Here is a 17,177-nt window from a genome sequence, read left to right as displayed (position 1 = left end):
TGAGCGGCGCCGCAAGCAGTTACGCTTCCGGCGTGATCCCGAACCCTACTTGCTGGATCTCGAGGAGCGCCTCGTCAAGCTCCCTTTGCCGTCATAGTTTTTTTTGGCATGACCATGCTGGATCACAGTGGAGTTCTGCAGACGCAACACAGACTTCAAGACACTCTTGGTCAGCGCATTCCTCTATGTGAAGATGGTGGTGGCGGCTACGTCCTGATCGATGGAAGCCAGGTGACCATTGAAGACGCTGAGTACGGCACCATACGCACCTACTCAGATCTCGCAGCCTTCTTTGACGATTTGAATCAGGGATTAACTCAAGGGCGGTACGAACTGATTGAATCCGTCCTCGGAGAATTCCCAGCCTTTGAATGGGTCGTCCACTCAGACCGCACCTGAGGTGACTGACCTCGAATAGCAGCTGTCTTGGAAGTCAAGAGAGACGCTGGAAAAGCAGGTGCCACAGACGCGACATGGCGCTGAGCAGCGCGCCAGATCGCGTCTGCGCCTTGGAGAACAGACGGCAGGGCCACATACAGCATGAGAAGACCGATTCCAAACCAGAGATCCTGCTCGGATCAAGACGAGCTCTGAGGCTCACTTCGGAATCGGTCCCCTCAGCGTAGGAGCACGGCTGGAGGCACCGGATGACGCCAGGGTTGCTCGGTCTTGAGCATGGCATTGAGGCACACCAGCAACTTGCGCACGCACGCAATCAAAGCCACCATTTTCCGTTTCCCCCGGTCGAGCAGTTGTTCGTAGTAGGCCCGGATCGCTGGATTGAACCGGATGGCCACCAGGGTGGCCATATAGAGGGTGGTTCTGAGTTCTGCTCGTCCGCCCCAGATGCCTCGTTGACCACGTCGTTGGCCACTGTTTTGGTTGAAGGGCGCCACACCGACCAGTGCTGTCACCTCGCGGCGAGACAGCTGACCCAGTTCCGGCAAGGCAGCAATCAGCGTGACGGCCACGATGGGACCCACCCCAGGAGCACTGCAGAGCAATTCGAAGTGGTGCCCCCACAGTGGATCTCCTTTGACCGCTTGCAAGAGATCACGTTCCAGGGCGGCGCACAGGTCAGCCAGGTGTGCCAGGAGTCCTGAAATGGATGACCGGATCCGGTCATCCTGGCAGCTGCTCAACTGATTGCGCTCCGCCGTCATCCACCCAACCAGCTGTCGTCGGCGGCGGACCAGGGCTTGCAGATGCCGCGTGGCGGCATCACTCACCGGACGGACCTCTGGCCGAATCGCCTGCGCAAAACAAGCCAGCACCTGGGCGTCGATCTGATCCGTTTTGGCCAGCCGCCCCGTCGCCTTCGCGAAATCACGAACCTGCCACGGGTTGAGCGTCCTAATGGGAAGCCCAGCCTCGACACAGGCCGCCACCAGGGGACGTTCCCACCCTCCCGTGGCTTCACAGACCACCAGAGTCGGTGCTTCAAGACTCAACTGCTGGACCAGTGTGGCCAGGCCGTCCGGATCATTCGAGACGGCCAGCCGTTCACCCGTGGGGATCACCATCACATCCAGACGGGCTTTTTGAGACATCAATCCCGGACGCCCGAGGTCAAGGCTACGGTACGCGCCTCCACGCGCACATGCTGGCCCGCGCGGCCGAACGGTTCACCATGCACGGGGGCGGGACTGAGCAGGGCAACCACCCCATGCGCCGCATTTACGAGAAGAATGGGAGTCGTCAGGACGCCGTCCAGATGTACTTCCGCTGAAGCCACGCTTGGCCCGCCAGCTGTCGGCAGGTCAGTCAGGGACACGGGCTGCGCTGGCCGCGTGGACATGGCCGGTGCGGAGTGAAGGCCGGCAGAGGGAAGGGAAGCAAGGGCATGGACGCGCCCCGGTGGTCTCCTGAAGATGGGCGTGAACCCTCCCCTCCCGACCCGTGTGCTGCACCAGCAGCGAGACGGGCTGCATTTTCAGGGCTCGCGGCCATGAACTGCAGGCGTTTCCAGATCCACGCTTCATACACCGCGTCAAAACTCAACCGGCTCGGACGTTCGGCGTAACACGTCACGACGAAGTGACCCCCGCGTTTCTGCCGCGCGACTGCCGGGACTCCCTGGGAGGTGAGGCACACCAGTGCCGGTGCCTGACGGCCAGCCGGCACGTTGTGCGGCCGCAGCGTGAACTGAGCCGGACCGCTCGCAAGGTCAGGCATGAAGTGCAGCACCAGTGTGCTTCCCGGATGTCCCTGCGCCGCGCCAATGACTTCACCGTCCGCGGTCACGGCGAGGTACGCCGCGTGCGGGTAGGGATCGTCAGCCAGTGTGGGAGGCATTGGAGGCATGTGGGCACCTGGTCCGGAGTGAGATGGTTGAACACTCTGCTAGGATTACGTTGAAATCATAACGCAGGCGGAATAACCTACGTTCCAACAAACTTCACCCCCTGGAGACCTCATGAGCAAAGACAACCCCAAAGGCGTCACCGCCCCCAGTGATGCCGCCGAGCGCACCAAAGCCATCGACACCGCCATGAGTCAGATCGAAAAAGCCTTCGGCAAAGGCAGCATCATGAAGCTCGGCGCCAACAGCAAACTCGACATCCAGGCCATCAGCACCGGCAGCCTCAGCCTCGACGTGGCCCTGGGCGTCGGCGGTATTCCCAAAGGCCGCATCACCGAAATCTATGGTCCTGAATCCGGCGGCAAGACCACCCTCGCCCTGAGCATCATCGCCCAGAGCCAGAAAGCCGGCGGGACCTGCGCCTTTATCGACGCCGAGCACGCCCTGGACCCGGTGTATGCCCGCGCCCTGGGGGTGAATACCGACGAGTTGCTGGTCTCCCAGCCCGACAATGGCGAACAGGCCCTGGAGATCATGGAACTGCTGATCCGCTCTGGCGCCGTAGATGTCGTGGTTGTCGATTCGGTCGCGGCACTCACCCCGCGCGCGGAAATTGAAGGCGAGATGGGCGACAGCCTGCCCGGCCTGCAGGCCCGCCTGATGAGCCAGGCCCTGCGCAAACTCACCGGTATTCTTTCGAAAACCAATACCGCCGCGATCTTCATCAACCAGGTGCGCGAGAAGATCGGTGTGATGTACGGCAACCCTGAGACCACCACCGGCGGCAAGGCCCTGAAGTTCTACGCTTCAGTCCGCATCGACGTGCGCAAGATGGGCGGTAAGTCGAACATGGAAAACAATGTCGCCGTGTCACACAGCGTGAAGATCAAGACCGTCAAGAACAAGATCGCCCCACCCTTCAAGGAAGTCGAACTGACTCTGCGGTACGGTCACGGGTTCGACGCGATGGACGACCTGGTGACCCTGGCGACGAACTTCGAGGTCATCAAGAAAGCGGGGAGCTTCTACTCGTACAACGACGAGCGCATCGGTCAGGGCAAAGAAAAAGCGGTGGCCTTCCTGAGTGAGCGGCCCGACCTGCTCGAGGAGATCCGCGCGCGGGTGCTCGAACTGATGCGCGGCGGCCCGGCCGCCCAGACCCATGACGCCGACCCCGCAATCACAGCCTGAAAGTCACGCGACGACATACCCCGGATCTCTGCGTCCGGGGCTTTTTTGTACTCCGCCTCCTGGCCCTCAGGCTGGGCATGCGGTACCGGGAGCTGTGTCCCGCTGATAGGCCCGCATTCCTCCCCTGAGGAACCCGCGGTGACACTCGTGTCAGGGCGCACGGCGTAACCTGAGGCATCAAAAAGCTCTCAGCCCGCCCGAGTGAAGGCGGTTCCCTGCCCTGCCGCGCCGCAGGGCTTTTTCCTTCAACAAGCTCTGGCTGATGAGATCAGGGGTACAGGTCGAAGCCTGCGTCACCCAGGATTTGCTCGAGGCGCTTTTTGGCCGCGTGGATTTGCGCCATGCTCTGGGCTTCGAAGTACACTTTGATCGGGCGACCCGCCCGGGTTTTTCTCAGGTCCCAGGTGACGCCTTCGTCGGCTTCGTCCAGCTTTTGCAGTGCGGCTTTCACGGCCTTTTCGGGAATGCCAGCGTGAATCGCCATATCGTCTTTGAGCACCCCTCCAGCCTACCAGAGGGGTCACTTATGGCCTGGCGTACCGGAAGGGGGATGCTCTTCAAGTGGAACCCAGCTATTCGTGAGAATAAGATTGGGTTAGCATGAAGGTATGACCAGACGCCTGCTGCTGACCGCCGCCCTGACTGGAGGCGTGGCCCTGGCTGCCGTGTCCACCGGCTTTCACCTCCCGGCCAATCTCAAGGCGACCGGCGCAGCCATCACGCCCAAGAAAGACACGAAATACGTGGACATTGACGCGTTCATCCGCTCGGCAGCCAAGGTCACCCGCGCTTCCGTCCAGGCTCCGCATCCGCTGGTGCGCGAGGTGATCTGGTACCCAGGCCGTGAGAACCTCGACCGCCCGCAGGGCTCGTGGTTCAAGGTGCCCGCCGGCCCGGACAACCTGATGCTCCAGTTCGTCGCCGGCAGCGGCACGCTGCACACCCGCCAGTGGGTCGACGCGCAAGGCCAGACCCGCGTCGCAGGGATGGCCGCGCTGATGGCCCCTCCTTTCGTCAAGGGCAACGTGATGTACGTCAGCGACGACTTCCTGACCTTCAACTTCAGATGCTCCCTCCTCCAGAGAAAAGGGTTCGCGGTGTGCCCGACCGAGCACGGCACCGTCAGCATTCCGGTTACGCGCAAGACCTTCTGACGTTCCGGACAGCAGCCGACCTCATCAGAGGGGAGGGTGGCCGACTTTCCGTCCGCGCCCGTAGATACGTCAGGGAAGGCGCAGGCACCCACACGGGGCCTACGCCCAATCACCCGCCTTCAACTGTTCGACACGCTGTTTGCCTGCCAGTACTTCAGGAACGTCTCCACCTGCTCCAGAAAGGTAACGAACGCGGATGACATCACCAGGTATGAGCTTGCGTGCAGGGTGTCCGCCTGCGTGATGTCACTTTGCGCGCTGGAGGTCGTCAGCATCAAAAAGCTCAGCCCGCCCGAGTGAAGTCGTGATTCAGCGGACCTAAAAAGCGGGCAGGCTTTTGATCAGGATGCCGATCCCCGACGAGCCGAGCAGCAGGAATGTCACCCGCCGAAAGTTGAAATCCGACAACTGGCAGTACAACCGCAACCCCATCAAAGTGCACCCCAACACGAACGGCAGCGCCAGAACACCCAGATGCCAGAAAGAAGGCCCGAAGGTCCACGGCTGGGTCACAGCCAGCACGGTCAGGGACAGCAGCTGCATCCCCAGGATGTACGGCTGCACGACCGCGCGGGTGTCCGCTTTGGACAGGCGTGTCAGTCCAGCCCATACCACCACGACCGCTCCGGGAAAGGCCGTGAAGCCACCGATCACGCCGCCCAGGGCACCGACACTCACGGCCGCCGCAGGACCGGAGGGCAGGGTCAACGCCAGGGTGTCGGGTTTAAAGATCGAGTACAGGGCGTACACGCACAGGAAGGCTCCGAACGTGACCGTCAGGGTGACGCCTGGGAGGTTGTACAGCATCCATAATCCAGCTGGCACGCCCGTCATCCCGCCGAGCAGGTAGGGCGCGGGCCCAGCACGCCACCACTCGCGCAGCGGCTTCATGTCCGCGCGCAAGTGCCTGAGGGACAGCAGCTGATTGGCCGTGGACAGGGGAGTACCTACTTCGCGCTGGTGACCACCGTCAGCAGGACGGTCGTGGGCAACGCTTTGCTCGTGAAGGAAATAATCCCCGAGCGGTCGTAATGCTGCGCGATCACCATCAGCTTTGTGCTCCCACGCTCGAACGCGTACATGTCGTGCCCGGGCGCCATGCTTTCCTTCCCGAGCTGTTTGTACCCGCGACCTGAAATGGACTTGATGAACCCATGAGCGGCCAGCATGTTCGGCAGCCAGTACGCTTCGGTGGTTCGCGCGATCGGCATCACCATCGTGGCGCTGGAAATCATGCCCAACCACGTTCACCTGTTCCTCGGCACCGACCCGGATGTGTCGCCTACCCAGGTGATGCACGCCCTCAAGGGGTTCACCTCCCGCGTCCTGCGGCAGGAGTTCTCGAAGCTGCAAACCATGCCGTCCCTGTGGACTCGGAACTACTGGGTCAGCACGGCGGGCAACGTTAGCGCGGAAGTCATTTAGCGGTACATCGCGGAACAGAAGACGAGGGCCTGAATGCTGAAAGCCTTCAGATACCGACTCAACCCCACGAAGGCGCAGGAAGCCGCGCTGAACGAACAGTTGCGTCTATGCCGCAGCCTGTACAACGCGGCGTTGCAGGAACGCCCAAACATCTGAATCCGCCCTTACCGCATATACCCGGTCAGACCAGGAATGGATTTCGACTTCTTCCTGCTGGAGGCCTGAATGAGCAGCATTGAACCCACTGACCGCAGCGCAGGACCAATCCGCCCCCAGTCCCTTCTGACGACCGAGGGCAAATCGCAGATTGGCGCTCAACTGAATCTCCTGGATGCCCGGTTGATTGGTTGGTGGGCACAACATGGCATTACGTTGCTGCGCCTATCCCTCGGGATCATTTTCTTCTGGTTCGGGGTGCAGAAGTTCTTCCCGGGAGTGAGTTCCGCCGAAGGTCTTGCGACCCGGACTATCTCCGTCCTGACCTTTGGTGCTGTGCCCCCGGGCGTCAGCCTGCCGGTGCTGGCCATCTGGGAATGCGCCATTGGGCTGGGGTTACTGACCGGCCAGTTCCTGCGCTTGACCTTGCTGCTGCTATTCGCACAGATGGCTGGAACCTTCCTGCCTCTGGTATTTTTTCCCCAGGAGACCTTCACTGTTGTGCCCTGGGTACCTAACCTGGAAGGCCAGTACATCGTCAAGAACCTGGTACTGATGTCGGCTGGGCTGGTGGTAGGTGCCACAGCACGAGGAGGGAAACTCATCATGGACGCCCGGGCGGCCGACACTGCTGAGCGTACGCAAGCCCTTCACCAGAGGTTTCGCCGCCGTTTTCATCGTGAACCCTGAGGCTGGTCGACCGGACGCACGCTGGTTCAGGCAGGCCCATTCAGCTGACATGGGTGCCGCAGATGACTGCGCTTCGGCAATGGAAAAATATCAAGCCCCACAGGTGCGCAGCCTGTGGGGCTTGACTTGAAGGAGAGCGGCCTCCTGCCGTCAACCTTGGCATCCAGAGGGTCGCCTCAAGCCTGATCTCAACAGCGGATGAACGTGGAGTGCCTGCTGGCGGTGAGGGCCGACGGGACCCACTCGGTACGTGACACGTGCGCCGCGCCACAAATCAGCGCGACGAACGTTCAGGAGTGGGTCAGCGTTGCACGTTCCAGATGAAGTTGGCGTTCAGGTAACGCGGCTGGTACGTCGCGCCGAGCGCCTGGAGCCCGCCGAACATCACGTCGAACTTGATCGCGTTCACGGAGAGGGTGCTGGAGTCACTGAAGGTGAACGACACAGGAATCCGTGCAGGCAGTTCCGTGACGGTGTAGGTGGCGCCAGGATTGGTGAGGTCGCCGTAATCGCTGCTGAAACGCATAACAGGCTGCACGGTGAACGGCAGGATCTTATGCGAGTCGGCGTTCACGACCACGATGAGGTTCACGGTGGAACTTCCGGGTGCGCTGACCTCGCCAGGTTCGAAGGTGAACGTGACGTTCACGTGCGTGACGTTCACGCTCAGGTCGGCGCTGCCGATGACGGTGGTGCCGGCAAGGGCAGTGACGCGGTATGCGCTGACCCCTATCAGGGTCCGTTCACCGGTGATGGTGACGGGCACGGTCACGCTGCCTCCGCGCGGAGCGTCCACGGTGGGTGCACTGAGGGTGGCGCCGCTGGGTTCGCTGAGGGCGTCGAAACGCAGGGTAACGGGCCCTTTGGTGTTTCTGGGCATGGTGATGGTGACGGGAACGGTGATGCTGTCTTTCAGGCGTACAGTGACGTCGGAGGTGGCGAGCGTGACGCTGCCGGCACTCTGGCGCTGCGTTTCGATGGTGGGGGCGCTCTCCACGGCGGACGTTTGGCCGCAGGCGCTGAGGGTGAAGCTGAGAATGAACGTGAGTAGGGCGGCCAGGCGGATGAGTGCGCGCATGTGAAATCCTCCGGAAGTTTGGCGGTGAAGGTGCCTGTAGCTTCGTGCGTGCGGGTGGCGGACGCCACTGGGAGCATTTGAGCGTTTCTAGAGCGTGTTTCCATGGGAAGTCGTACAGGCACATGCACCTTGTGGAGACGTTCGAAACGGCTACGGTCCTGCGGAACTCCGGAAACCACGGGTACCCGTCCAGAACCAGGCCATCCTCGAACGCCGTTCCCACACCCTCGAGGCTGTAATGGCAGGTCTTTGTGGCGCTTGGGGTGTACAGCGGCGCAACAGGCTCGATCCGCTGCGGATGAAGGGCGCCCGTTGCATTGCCATGATTTCCCTCCAGAGTGCCTTACCCTCGGAAGTGAGCGGATGATTTTTGAAGAATTTCCTGGAGCATTACCTGTCTACCCCCACGACCTGGTGACCTTCCTGGAGAAAGCGTTCGGTCAGGTGACTGCCAACAAATCCGGCGCTGCCGGTCACCAGGATTTTCATGCGGGGACCTGCATGGCCAGAGGATCAGTAAGGCGCCTGCCAATACGCTCGACCACTCCCATGGTGCAGTTGTCGGGAACCACGTGCCGGGTGTCGATCACCAGGCTGTTCCGCATCCCGCGCGGGGCGCTCGACCAGTCGATCTGGCGGTACTCGTCCCACTCGGTCATGATGATCACCGCGTCCGCGCCGCGCATCGCCTCTGCAGCTGACGCGGCTTCCTGGTAGCGCAGGTGACCCCATTCCTGACGGGCGCGCGGCATGGCCACCGGGTCATGCGCAACCACCTGCACGCCAAGGTCGGCCAGCCGGGCTATGCAGTCGTGAGCGGGCGCGTCGCGCAGATCGTCGGTGTTGGGCTTGAAAGCCATGCCCAGCACAGCCACACGCTTGCCCTTGAGACGGTGCAGGTGCTGCTGCAGTTTGGAGATCACTACCTGACGCTGACGCTGGTTGACCTCCACTGCCGCCGTCAGAATCGGCATGGTGTACCCGTATTCACGGCCAATGCTGATCAGCGCAGCGGTATCCTTGCCGAAGCAGCTTCCGCCCCAGCCTGCTCCGGCTGACAGAAATTGAGGACCGATGCGCTGATCGTACCCGATGCCGCGCGTGACTTCCTGAATATCAGCGTCGACGCATTCGCACAGGCCGGCGATCTCGTTGGCGAAGCTGATCTTGAGTGCCAGAAAGGCGTTGGCGGCGTACTTGATCATCTCAGCGCTGCTGAGGCTGGTGGTCACCAGTTGTGGGGTCGTGTACCCGTCGGGCCGCGGCACATACGCCGGAGCCTCGAACTGCTGGTCGAGCAGTGGCTGGTACAGCTCTACGAGCCGATCGATGCCTGCCGGGCTGTCGCTGCCCAGCACGATGCGGTCCGGATACAGGCTGTCGCCGAGCGCAGTGCCTTCGCGGAGGAACTCCGGGTTGCTCACCACCAGGTAGCGGTTGGCATGATAGTCGATGGCGTATTCCTCGATCAGGCGTGCGACCCAGTCCCCCGTACCGACAGGTACGGTGCTTTTGTTTACGACCACCTGCAGCTTGCCATTGAGGTTTTGGGCGATGCTTTGTGCAGCGTCAGCCACGTACGCCAGGTTCGGCTGGCCGCCGGGCAGCGGCGGCGTGCCGACGCAGATAAAAATGACGTCAGCGTTCGGGATTGCGCTGGCATAATCGGTCGTCCAGCGTAGGCGAGACGAACTGTCTTGCAGCAGTTGGTCCAGGTGGGGTTCATAGATAGGCAGTTCCCCGCGTTGCAGCATTTCCACTTTTTCCTGATCCACATCAAGGCCGACAACTTGATGACCCAGGTACGCCAGCATGATGGCGGTCCCGAGCCCTACGTATCCAGTCCCGACAACCGCCACTTGCAACGCTTTTGTATCCTGCATCTTCTGATCCTCCTGAATGGAAAAGTTGGATATCTTGGTATCCTGACGTGGCTCACCTTAAAAAGGCATGCGCTAAAAATAAGTAAATAGTCCCCCTGCAAAAGACACTCCCTGATGCATGTAGCGTTGCACAGTCGACAGTGAAGAACAGGTGAAGACAGAAACGGTCTTGAAGATGCAAATACATGCTGGACAGCGCTGCGGCTCCTATGAAACGAAACGCTTGCCGCTCAGCGCCGCCTGGTCATCGAGACGCCAGACCCTGCGGCGGCGCAGTGGGTTCTGGCCTAGCATTGATCCAGTTCGTCAGAGAAAAGCAAAGCAGCGCAGCTCCCACACCGCGAATCATGATGGCCTGACGGGCCTGGCCAACCGCACCAGTTTCCTCAATTACGCGGAAGTGACCCTCCAACAGGCCGAACGGCACAACACGCACGTGGCTGTTGTGATGCTGAATCTCGATGGGTTCAAGTACCCAAGGCCTGTTTAGGTGCTCCTGTATAAGAGCAGTGTGAGAATGAGGACCATATGCTTCGTATATGACTGCAGCATTGCTGACACGTGTGATCGAAACGGCCCAGACACTAGCACGTGAACTGGGTGATCAGCCGCTACTGGATCGCCTGTCCGAACTACAGAGCCGGTCGAGCCTGGAACGGACAGAGGATATTTGCCAGCTGGTGAGTGACATGGGCATCATCAACCGGGCGCTTGAAATAAGTGTGCAACTGACAGGTGCAACCCTAACTAACCAGCGAGGATTACATGCCCACGTTGTCCGGCCGCCCGAGCACATGTCCGGCTTCCCAACTACTGTCAGTGCCGCTAGAGAACAGAATTAAGGTCTGCTCCTGGCAACCCAGGTCCTATAGCGTCAAGGCGACCTCCGGAGCGTTGATGCTCAGTCTAGGCTCCTGCCTTCGCCGACCTTGGGTGCAGAAGCCATACGTGATGAAGCTTCTTCCGCGTGTCCTTCCCGCCTAGGGGTCACCCCACACCATTCCCCTGGGTCACAGCCGAGTGGGCAGTTCGCCTGTCGGTCTGCCGGGCGTCTGAGCGTCCTGAACGCGCCGCTTTGGCCTGATACATACGCAGGTCAGCCAGACGCATCACTTCACTGATGGACGTGTGCTCGTGCCGCCAAGCGATGCCGATACTCGCACTGACCCCATCGACAAAAGGAATCTGCAGGCGTTCGTGGGCCCAAACCTGAAAATCTTCAGGAGGCCCCGGAAAATCTGTCATCAGCAGCAGGTATTCGTCGCCGCCCATTCGGTACACCCGGCCCCACGGGCCAGTGACCCGGCAAAGCCATAACCCGTAGCCCTTGAGCAGGGAATCCCCCAGGGCATGACCATACCGGTCATTGATGGCTTTAAAGCCATCGAGATCGATGAACACCACCGCAAAGGGGTTGCCTGCGGCCTCGACGCGTTTTAGATCTGCTTCAAGGGCATGCCGGTTGGGCAGCCCTGTCAAGGCATCTGTTTTAGCCGCAGCAGTCAGCGTGGCCAGATTGTTGCCTAAGCGGACACTCGTTTCCTGGGCGTCCAGGTACAGGAGCCGGAGCTCTGCTACCGCGAGAATTTCGGGTGGAAAGATGATGGCCGGAACGGGGCTAAGCCAGTATTCAGGCTCGTCCGACATGGTCATCAGGTCTGCAGGATGCTCCTGACGTTCGCCTGCCCAGGCGATCAGACGTGTACCGTCCTCTCCCCAGAGGGCAAGCCCACGCAAGCCGGGCATGCCCTCCAGGAGGTGGTTGAGCACTTCCTGCCGCGATCTGGCGGCGGCCAGCCGGAGCAGCAACCCTTCCTCAGGCTGCGGGGAAGGTCTTTCCCGAGGTACCAGCACAAACGTCATAAGTGTAGATAGCAATACCAGACAGCTGAACCTCACTTGTTACGCAACCTCTCAATATGAAGGGAGAGTGCCCCCCAAATGAAGAAATTCTTTAAGTCATGTCTCTCCGCCAGAACAGCATCCTCAACGACCCGACCAGTTGGCACTTGATCCCCAAAACCGGCGAGGCATTCACACCTCGTGAGCTCCGCCGAACTCACCGTGTGGCTTTCACCCACCGCCTGAACCCAGGAGATCATCCATGCGCTGGCCTCTCAGGGCTCCCTTTATCCTTTCAGAGCGTATCCGAACCCGCGCACGGTGCGGACCAGCCCATACCGGCCTAAGTGCGCCGAACGTAACTGCTCAGCGGGGGGCATGGACTTGGCTGAGCAGGTAGAGTAGGGACATCTCCGAGGACGCCTGCCCGAACTGCAAAAAATTGGAAGCTCAGCTGGCCAAGGTGCTTGCAGAACTTCAGGAAATTAACGCGCGACTCGGTCTTTGACACGGTCACGCCTCCGAGATTGAACAGGGTAAGGAGGTCTTCGGCCGCACGGTCGCCTTCGACGGGGCATGCTATAAGCACCATGAATCGTTTCCTGCGACTTAGCTTCCCCCTCCTTGCGATCACGGCGGTGCTGTCTGCCTGCTCAGACCTGGACACCCCGGACGGAAAGTGCACGCCAGTAGCCCAGCAAGAGGCTAACGTACTCCCTTCTGTCATTCCCACCCCTGACTGGAACGCTCCGCATATAGCAGGACGAGTTCTCATCGTCGGTGACAGCGGCCAGCTGAACGCGCAGAAACTTGGTGTCCTCAGCGGAATCACGACGCACGCACTCACTCCGCTCGTCACGCTTGCCTTCACGCCCGCCCGCACCAGTGACCGGGGGTTCGCAGCCTCGCTGGCTGCCGCGGGACTGCGTGTCCAGCCCGACTTCCACTACCGCCCGCTCGCGATGCCGAACGATCCGGGCTTCCCCGGCAACACCGGTATCACCTTGGCCGGCACGAAGTACACGCAGACGTACCTGAACCGCATCCAGGCGCCACAGGCGTGGGAATACCTGCAAAGCTGTGGCAAGACACCAACCGCGGCGGTCACGGCTGTGCTCGATTCAGGTGTCGATGCCAGCCACCTTGACCTGAACGGCAGGCTCCTCCCAGGGCAGTCTTTTCAGGGCACGCCTGAGACCACCGACGAGACAGGCCACGGCACAGCGGTCGCTGGTCTGATTGGTGCGTCCACCAACAATGCAATAGGCCTGGCTGGCGTGACGTGGAGTGGCCGGAATCTGGTGCCCATCAAAATCATCGACGGGACCGGCGGAACCACCACAGCCAAGCTCACGCAGGGCCTGAACGCCGCGCTCGCGCGCGGAGCGAAAGTCATCAACATGAGCGTAGGAACCCCTGGCAATCCCGGCGACGCCGCGCTGGACGCCGCGCTGAACACCGCGGCCAGAAGCGCGGTCCTGATCGCCGCCGCCGGGAACACCAGTAACGAGGGCGTGTACTACCCCGCCAGCAATCCGAACGTCATCGCTGTCGGTGCCGTCGGAGCACGGAACGACGTTCTGGCGTGCTACAGCGCCCGTCCGAACGATACGGTTAAAAGAGGTCTTGACCTGGTCGCTCCTGGTGGCGCGGGGAGGGGACGCTGCCCAGAAGCTACGGTTGAGCAGGACATGCTGGTGCTTGCTCCGGGCAACGCCTATACGCACATCGCCGGGACGAGTGAAGCCGCGCCACTGGTCAGCGGCGTGGCCGCCCTGATGCGCGCGGCCAACCCTGACCTCAGCGCTGCGCAAACCCGGACCCTGCTGCTGTCCACCGCGAACAGTTCCTCAGGCCTTCCGCTGCTGGATGCCACCGCGGCAGTCCGCGCTGCATTGAAGTAACGAACTTCTAACGGTAGACGTGGTGGAATTCACCTTGACACTTCCCGCACTCTGATCCGACGAACGTATTGCGACCACGCGGTTGTTTTCTGCTCCTACCGGCGCCGTACTTAACGGCGCTGCTTTCCCCTTCTTCTGTTATCCGACCCTTCTGCCGGTTCGCGTTCCCGCTTTCAAAGTGAGCCTTGACGTGTAATTACAATCGGACAACGTAAGTGTCTACCCACCCGAGTACAAACGGACGCTATTGGCCAGCCCATTGCACGACAGGAGTTGGCACCATATGCAGAGCCGCGTTGGCTGTAACGGGGCAGGGGACGGAACAGCAGCTCGCACGCCCGGGGAGCCCGCGCACTTTAATTCAGGACTGCGTTGCCTTGGTCAGTGGTGGTGGCTGGTCCGATCCGGAAAATTTCCGGGCACCGGGAGTTCAGGGATTCAGCTTCGAGCATGATTTCCACTGACTCCCCTACAAACCACCACAGCCACCGGTTCCCTACGGACGGTCGCCGGTACACGCCTTCACGGCCAGCGTGAGTGACCTCTGGCCGCGCGGACCACTTCCTGAGTGTGATTCCCCAGGCAGGCACAGGATTAGTGACGAGGAGGAAGGCATACGCATCCGAGAGGTCGTCGTAGGTTTCTCCCGGCCACAGGTCCTGGCGGCTGTTCACCATCCGGAACCCCCCGTCCGCGCTGACTGCCATCGCTTGTGCATGTGGACCACGATCAGGAACAACCACCATTGAAAGCTCCACAACGATGTCCCCGTCATGCTCCTCCGTGCGGCAGATCAACCTGGACATGAAGTTGCTACGGTTTTGTGGAGGGTGAGATTGGGATGACCGACACTAGAGGTCACCATGTCCAAGGCCCGAGAAGTCTACTCGCCCGAATTCAAACAGGAAGCCGTCAAGCTCGTTAAAACAACCGGAAAAAGTTGTGCTGAAGTTGCCCGTGACCTGGGCATTCCCGCCCATTACGTCGTTCGTTGGCGACAACAGCAAGAGAAGCAGGATCAGGCGGGGCGCCCAGCCTTTACTGGGCGCGGCAACGCCGCGCTCAGTGCCCAGGAAGCTCGCCTGAAAGCGCTTGAACGCGAGCTGGAGGTCACCCGGCAGGAGCGGGACATTTTGAAAAAGGCGCTGGCCTTCTTCGCCAAACAGCCCTGATCTTCCAGTTCATTGACGATCACCGCCACGAATTCCCGGTGGAGCGGATGTGTCGAATGCTGGAAGTCAGCCTGAGCGGGTATTACGCCTGGCGAGGAAGGCCGGAGAGTGATCATGCGCAAGAGGACACCGTGCTGAGCGAGAACATCAAGTTCTACTTTGAGCGGAGCCGGGAAAACTACGGCACGCTTCGACTGAAAGCGGATCTCGCTCAAGAGGCAGGGCTTCAGGTCAGTCGCCGCAGAATTGGAAGGCTGATGAAAGCAGCGAACCTTGAGGTTCGCTCCAAACGGAAATTCCGCACCACAACGCGATCGAAGGATAACTCCCCAGTGGCGGAAAACATCCTCAATCGTGACTTTTATGCGTCTGCGCCGAACCAGAAATGGACCACGGACATCACGTATTTGCCCTGTATGGAAGGGTGGCTCTACCTGGCCACCGTGATGGACCTGTACTCGCGGAAAATCGTGGGCTGGGCGATGCACGACCGGCTCGACACCCTGCTGGTCACCGAAGCCTTGCAGATGGCCCTGAACCGACGTCGACCAGGCGCAGGTTTGCTCCACCATTCGGACAGGGGCAGCCACTATGCCAGTGCCGCTTACCGGCAAGCTTTACAGCGCCTGGAGGCGGTACAGAGCATGAGCAGGAAGGGAAATTGCTGGGACAACAGCGTTCAGGAAAGCTTTTTCGCCACCCTCAAGACAGAAATGACCTGAGTAAGGCACGGGGAACTCGCGCCCAGACGAGAACGGAGGTTTTTGAATGGATTGAAGTCTTCTACAACCGGCAGCGCCGTCACTCATCCCTGGGCTACCGCTCGCCGGTGGCCTTCGAGGAACAAGCCCCCGTCCCGAACTGACCTTCCACCAAGGTGTTGCAATTTCAGAAGGTGTCCATGACAAGCAGGTTTGGTGGGACAATAGCAACATCGTCGAGAGTTATAGCGGTGCCTTGCTGTGCGGCCGTGATGCACACTGGGCTCCATGCAAGCCCAGGGCGCTCCCAGTATGACATTCAGTTTAACCTTGCATCAATCCGTGCCCAGGGAAGGTTTATGGATCTGGCACACCGCTGAAGTGATCGAACGTTAGTTTGGGAAAACGGCGCTTCAAGCTGGACGATCCACGAACCGCTAAAAGGAGACGTATGAAATACGCACTTGCACTGGCCACCACCCTCGCCTTCCTCGCTCCTGCTTCCGCCGGCGGTATGCAGGGCGGCATGAACGCCACGATGCCAACGGCCATGATGTCGAATAGCCCGGATGTCCTGTGGATGGACGCCACATCCATGAGCAACCACATGGAAATCATGACGTCGCGCATGGCCATCACTAAGACCATGAATGCCGACGTGCGTGCCTTCGCACAACGCATGATCATGGACCACACCATGTCTCAGAACGAATTGCGCATGATGGCCTCAATGAAGGGCGTCAAAATCATGGAGATGCCCAGCTCAGGCCACCGCCTGGAAGCCCAGAAGCTGAGCACCATGAGCGGAATGGCCTTCGACCGGATGTACATGATGATGCAGGTCATGGGACACCGCCACACGGTGTCGATGTTCGAGTCGTACCTCAGTGTCGGACGCGACGCGCAAACCCTCGCGGCGGCCCGCAAATACCTTCCGGTCATCCGCATGCATCTGATGGAAGCCGAACGCCTCCACGGCATGATGAAATAATTTTTCAGCCGGGCGGGGGCGGCGGTCATACGGGGCCGCCGCCCCCACTGCTACCCCGTGCTACTGCACGCCCCCGGAAAGGAGAACCTATGACCCTGACCCTCAAAGTGGCCATCGTAATTTTCGAAGATGTCAGACGTGACAGCGCCCGCGTGTACCGCGCGCTCGGCACGGCCGAGGAGCTCACCGAAGCCGGCGACGAGGTGACCGTGGTGTTCGACGGTAGTGGCACGGATAGCCTCGCTGCGATCATTGATCCAGCCAGTCGGCTGCACCCGCTGTTCGAACGCCTGCGCCCTCAGGTGCGGGGTGCGTGCAAGTACTGCGCCAGGTCGCACGGTGTACTTGACGTCATTGAGCAGGCTGGAATTCCACTGCTCAGCGAACACAAGCAGCATGCCAGCCTCCCTGCCTTGTTGCGCGAAGGCTATACGGTGCTGACTTTCTGATAGCAAGTGCTGTGGAAGCTCTACGTACCGTACGCGTTGCCATGCGCTGATCAACCTGGCCTTGAGCTCCTCCAAGTTGGAAGCACAGCAGTTCCCCAGTGAGGTTCCCCCCTCGGTCGGTCCAGTCCAATTGCGATCGAATCGTAACTCAGCCTGCCCGCTCCAGGCGGGCGAACGTTTGAGGTGCGTGGTTGTCCAGAGAGCTGTGCGGACGAACCTGGTTGTAATCCTGGTGCCAC

Annotated in this window: 23 protein-coding genes and 2 pseudogenes; 14 read left to right on the top strand and 11 right to left on the bottom strand. The window is 60.6% G+C overall.

The window, feature by feature from the left end; translation table 11 throughout:
• The first annotated feature begins 108 nt into the window (after window positions 1-108).
• Complete coding sequence (locus IEY49_RS20225) at window positions 109-399, top strand: SMI1/KNR4 family protein (protein ID WP_189012078.1); 291 nt, start codon at window positions 109-111, stop codon at window positions 397-399.
• A gap of 218 nt (window positions 400-617) precedes the next feature.
• On the opposite strand, the gene IEY49_RS20220 is transcribed toward IEY49_RS20225, so the two are convergent.
• Window positions 618-1,550, bottom strand: coding sequence for an IS110 family RNA-guided transposase (locus IEY49_RS20220; protein WP_189012076.1), 933 nt, complete (start codon window positions 1,548-1,550; stop codon window positions 618-620).
• A 50-nt stretch (window positions 1,551-1,600) separates the two neighbouring features.
• Here IEY49_RS20220 and IEY49_RS22010 point away from each other — a divergent pair, with 50 nt between their 5' ends.
• Window positions 1,601-1,729 carry a hypothetical protein gene (locus tag IEY49_RS22010; RefSeq protein WP_189012074.1) on the top strand — a complete coding sequence of 43 codons (129 nt, stop codon included), beginning with the start codon at window positions 1,601-1,603 and terminating at the stop codon, window positions 1,727-1,729.
• Window positions 1,730-1,764: 35 nt separating this feature from the next.
• Here the strand turns inward: IEY49_RS22010 and IEY49_RS20210 are convergent, their stop codons facing one another.
• On the bottom strand, window positions 1,765-2,304 hold the full coding sequence (locus tag IEY49_RS20210) for a hypothetical protein (RefSeq protein WP_189012073.1): 540 nt from the start codon (window positions 2,302-2,304) through the stop codon (window positions 1,765-1,767).
• A gap of 112 nt (window positions 2,305-2,416) precedes the next feature.
• Between IEY49_RS20210 and recA the strand changes: the two genes are divergently transcribed.
• Entirely contained in the window at window positions 2,417-3,493 is a 1,077-nt protein-coding gene (gene recA / locus IEY49_RS20205; protein ID WP_189012071.1) for a recombinase RecA, read from the top strand.
• Window positions 3,494-3,761: 268 nt separating this feature from the next.
• Here the strand turns inward: recA and IEY49_RS20200 are convergent, their stop codons facing one another.
• Window positions 3,762-3,992: a hypothetical protein gene (locus IEY49_RS20200; protein WP_189012069.1), complete on the bottom strand. Its 231-nt coding sequence runs from the start codon at window positions 3,990-3,992 to the stop codon at window positions 3,762-3,764.
• Window positions 3,993-4,101: 109 nt separating this feature from the next.
• Between IEY49_RS20200 and IEY49_RS20195 the strand changes: the two genes are divergently transcribed.
• Window positions 4,102-4,647, top strand: coding sequence for a hypothetical protein (locus IEY49_RS20195; RefSeq protein WP_189012067.1), 546 nt, complete (start codon window positions 4,102-4,104; stop codon window positions 4,645-4,647).
• A 119-nt stretch (window positions 4,648-4,766) separates the two neighbouring features.
• On the opposite strand, the gene IEY49_RS20190 is transcribed toward IEY49_RS20195, so the two are convergent.
• The 3 genes from IEY49_RS20190 to IEY49_RS20180 are packed head-to-tail and all read right to left on the bottom strand — an operon-like array spanning window position 4,767 to window position 5,816.
• On the bottom strand, window positions 4,767-4,922 hold the full coding sequence (locus IEY49_RS20190; RefSeq protein ID WP_189012065.1) for a response regulator: 156 nt from the start codon (window positions 4,920-4,922) through the stop codon (window positions 4,767-4,769).
• Window positions 4,923-4,965: 43 nt separating this feature from the next.
• Window positions 4,966-5,538, bottom strand: a complete 573-nt coding sequence (locus IEY49_RS20185) for a sulfite exporter TauE/SafE family protein (RefSeq protein WP_189012063.1) — start codon at window positions 5,536-5,538, stop codon at window positions 4,966-4,968.
• 56 nt (window positions 5,539-5,594) lie between these two features.
• Window positions 5,595-5,816, bottom strand: coding sequence for a hypothetical protein (locus IEY49_RS20180; protein ID WP_189012061.1), 222 nt, complete (start codon window positions 5,814-5,816; stop codon window positions 5,595-5,597).
• On the opposite strand from IEY49_RS20180, the gene tnpA reads away from it, so the two are divergent.
• The 3 genes from tnpA (at window position 5,815) to IEY49_RS20165 (ending at window position 6,918) form a co-directional block, all read left to right on the top strand.
• Entirely contained in the window at window positions 5,815-6,072 is a 258-nt protein-coding gene (gene tnpA, locus IEY49_RS20175) for an IS200/IS605 family transposase (protein WP_268239112.1), read from the top strand. The genes IEY49_RS20180 and tnpA overlap by 2 nt on opposite strands.
• Window positions 6,073-6,105: 33 nt before the next feature.
• Window positions 6,106-6,228, top strand: a complete 123-nt coding sequence (locus tag IEY49_RS20170; protein ID WP_229780945.1) for a helix-turn-helix domain-containing protein — start codon at window positions 6,106-6,108, stop codon at window positions 6,226-6,228.
• 69 nt (window positions 6,229-6,297) lie between these two features.
• Complete coding sequence (locus IEY49_RS20165; protein WP_189012059.1) at window positions 6,298-6,918, top strand: DoxX family protein; 621 nt, start codon at window positions 6,298-6,300, stop codon at window positions 6,916-6,918.
• Window positions 6,919-7,219: 301 nt separating this feature from the next.
• Here the strand turns inward: IEY49_RS20165 and IEY49_RS20160 are convergent, their stop codons facing one another.
• The 3 genes from IEY49_RS20160 to IEY49_RS20150 form a co-directional block, all read right to left on the bottom strand.
• Window positions 7,220-7,996 (bottom strand): hypothetical protein, encoded by a 777-nt coding sequence (locus IEY49_RS20160; RefSeq protein ID WP_189012057.1) that lies wholly within the window; start codon window positions 7,994-7,996, stop codon window positions 7,220-7,222.
• Between the two features lie 390 nt (window positions 7,997-8,386).
• The gene (locus IEY49_RS20155) at window positions 8,387-8,485 is read right to left on the bottom strand and encodes an NAD-dependent epimerase/dehydratase family protein (RefSeq protein ID WP_308424681.1); all 99 of its coding nucleotides are present in this window, start codon (window positions 8,483-8,485) and stop codon (window positions 8,387-8,389) included.
• Window positions 8,482-9,879, bottom strand: a complete 1,398-nt coding sequence (locus IEY49_RS20150; RefSeq protein ID WP_189012055.1) for a UDP-glucose dehydrogenase family protein — start codon at window positions 9,877-9,879, stop codon at window positions 8,482-8,484. The genes IEY49_RS20155 and IEY49_RS20150 overlap by 4 nt, the downstream gene beginning before the upstream one ends.
• A 151-nt stretch (window positions 9,880-10,030) precedes the next feature.
• Here IEY49_RS20150 and IEY49_RS20145 point away from each other — a divergent pair, with 151 nt between their 5' ends.
• Window positions 10,031-10,369, top strand: coding sequence for a diguanylate cyclase domain-containing protein (locus IEY49_RS20145; RefSeq protein ID WP_189012053.1), 339 nt, complete (start codon window positions 10,031-10,033; stop codon window positions 10,367-10,369).
• A 49-nt stretch (window positions 10,370-10,418) separates the two neighbouring features.
• The gene (locus IEY49_RS20140) at window positions 10,419-10,721 is read left to right on the top strand and encodes a hypothetical protein (protein WP_189012051.1); all 303 of its coding nucleotides are present in this window, start codon (window positions 10,419-10,421) and stop codon (window positions 10,719-10,721) included.
• Window positions 10,722-10,866: 145 nt separating this feature from the next.
• Here the strand turns inward: IEY49_RS20140 and IEY49_RS20135 are convergent, their stop codons facing one another.
• Window positions 10,867-11,733 carry a GGDEF domain-containing protein gene (locus IEY49_RS20135; RefSeq protein WP_189012049.1) on the bottom strand — a complete coding sequence of 289 codons (867 nt, stop codon included), beginning with the start codon at window positions 11,731-11,733 and terminating at the stop codon, window positions 10,867-10,869.
• 578 nt (window positions 11,734-12,311) lie between these two features.
• On the opposite strand from IEY49_RS20135, the gene IEY49_RS20130 reads away from it, so the two are divergent.
• The 5 genes and pseudogenes from IEY49_RS20130 to IEY49_RS20105 all read left to right on the top strand — a co-directional run bounded on the left by IEY49_RS20130 (window position 12,312) and on the right by IEY49_RS20105 (window position 16,938).
• Window positions 12,312-13,625 (top strand): S8 family peptidase, encoded by a 1,314-nt coding sequence (locus IEY49_RS20130; protein ID WP_189012047.1) that lies wholly within the window; start codon window positions 12,312-12,314, stop codon window positions 13,623-13,625.
• Between the two features lie 863 nt (window positions 13,626-14,488).
• Window positions 14,489-14,797 carry a transposase gene (locus tag IEY49_RS20125; protein ID WP_189012045.1) on the top strand — a complete coding sequence of 103 codons (309 nt, stop codon included), beginning with the start codon at window positions 14,489-14,491 and terminating at the stop codon, window positions 14,795-14,797.
• Window positions 14,794-15,662: pseudogene (locus tag IEY49_RS20120) on the top strand (IS3 family transposase). Before IEY49_RS20125 ends, IEY49_RS20120 begins: the two are co-directional and overlap by 4 nt.
• 287 nt (window positions 15,663-15,949) lie before the next feature.
• The gene (locus IEY49_RS20110; protein WP_189012042.1) at window positions 15,950-16,489 is read left to right on the top strand and encodes a DUF4142 domain-containing protein; all 540 of its coding nucleotides are present in this window, start codon (window positions 15,950-15,952) and stop codon (window positions 16,487-16,489) included.
• Between the two features lie 89 nt (window positions 16,490-16,578).
• On the top strand, window positions 16,579-16,938 hold the full coding sequence (locus tag IEY49_RS20105) for a glycosyltransferase family protein (protein ID WP_189012041.1): 360 nt from the start codon (window positions 16,579-16,581) through the stop codon (window positions 16,936-16,938).
• A gap of 3 nt (window positions 16,939-16,941) precedes the next feature.
• Here the strand turns inward: IEY49_RS20105 and IEY49_RS22000 are convergent.
• Window positions 16,942-17,046: pseudogene (locus IEY49_RS22000) on the bottom strand (IS630 family transposase); the annotation flags it as partial.
• Window positions 17,047-17,177: the final 131 nt, after the last annotated feature.

It is taken from the genome of Deinococcus malanensis, assembly GCF_014647655.1.
Lineage (GTDB): Bacteria > Deinococcota > Deinococci > Deinococcales > Deinococcaceae > Deinococcus > Deinococcus malanensis.
Note: the sequence above shows the minus strand (reverse complement) of the source record. Positions and strands in the feature narration are given on the sequence as shown.

Coding starts and splice junctions, on each gene's coding strand:
- IEY49_RS20185 (WP_189012063.1), bottom strand. CDS start 5,538: ATGAAGCCGCTGCGCGAGTGGTGGCGTGCTGGGCCCGCGCCCTACCTG.
- IEY49_RS20130 (WP_189012047.1), top strand. CDS start 12,312: ATGAATCGTTTCCTGCGACTTAGCTTCCCCCTCCTTGCGATCACGGCG.
- IEY49_RS20180 (WP_189012061.1), bottom strand. CDS start 5,816: ATGCTGGCCGCTCATGGGTTCATCAAGTCCATTTCAGGTCGCGGGTAC.
- IEY49_RS20125 (WP_189012045.1), top strand. CDS start 14,489: ATGTCCAAGGCCCGAGAAGTCTACTCGCCCGAATTCAAACAGGAAGCC.
- tnpA (WP_268239112.1), top strand. CDS start 5,815: ATGTTCGGCAGCCAGTACGCTTCGGTGGTTCGCGCGATCGGCATCACC.
- IEY49_RS20210 (WP_189012073.1), bottom strand. CDS start 2,304: ATGCCTCCAATGCCTCCCACACTGGCTGACGATCCCTACCCGCACGCG.
- IEY49_RS20170 (WP_229780945.1), top strand. CDS start 6,106: ATGCTGAAAGCCTTCAGATACCGACTCAACCCCACGAAGGCGCAGGAA.
- IEY49_RS20195 (WP_189012067.1), top strand. CDS start 4,102: ATGACCAGACGCCTGCTGCTGACCGCCGCCCTGACTGGAGGCGTGGCC.
- IEY49_RS20140 (WP_189012051.1), top strand. CDS start 10,419: ATGACTGCAGCATTGCTGACACGTGTGATCGAAACGGCCCAGACACTA.
- IEY49_RS20220 (WP_189012076.1), bottom strand. CDS start 1,550: ATGTCTCAAAAAGCCCGTCTGGATGTGATGGTGATCCCCACGGGTGAA.
- IEY49_RS20110 (WP_189012042.1), top strand. CDS start 15,950: ATGAAATACGCACTTGCACTGGCCACCACCCTCGCCTTCCTCGCTCCT.
- IEY49_RS22010 (WP_189012074.1), top strand. CDS start 1,601: ATGCTGGCCCGCGCGGCCGAACGGTTCACCATGCACGGGGGCGGGACT.
- IEY49_RS20225 (WP_189012078.1), top strand. CDS start 109: ATGACCATGCTGGATCACAGTGGAGTTCTGCAGACGCAACACAGACTT.
- IEY49_RS20105 (WP_189012041.1), top strand. CDS start 16,579: ATGACCCTGACCCTCAAAGTGGCCATCGTAATTTTCGAAGATGTCAGA.
- recA (WP_189012071.1), top strand. CDS start 2,417: ATGAGCAAAGACAACCCCAAAGGCGTCACCGCCCCCAGTGATGCCGCC.
- IEY49_RS20190 (WP_189012065.1), bottom strand. CDS start 4,922: ATGCTGACGACCTCCAGCGCGCAAAGTGACATCACGCAGGCGGACACC.
- IEY49_RS20160 (WP_189012057.1), bottom strand. CDS start 7,996: ATGCGCGCACTCATCCGCCTGGCCGCCCTACTCACGTTCATTCTCAGC.
- IEY49_RS20155 (WP_308424681.1), bottom strand. CDS start 8,485: ATGAAAATCCTGGTGACCGGCAGCGCCGGATTTGTTGGCAGTCACCTG.
- IEY49_RS20165 (WP_189012059.1), top strand. CDS start 6,298: ATGAGCAGCATTGAACCCACTGACCGCAGCGCAGGACCAATCCGCCCC.
- IEY49_RS20150 (WP_189012055.1), bottom strand. CDS start 9,879: ATGCAGGATACAAAAGCGTTGCAAGTGGCGGTTGTCGGGACTGGATAC.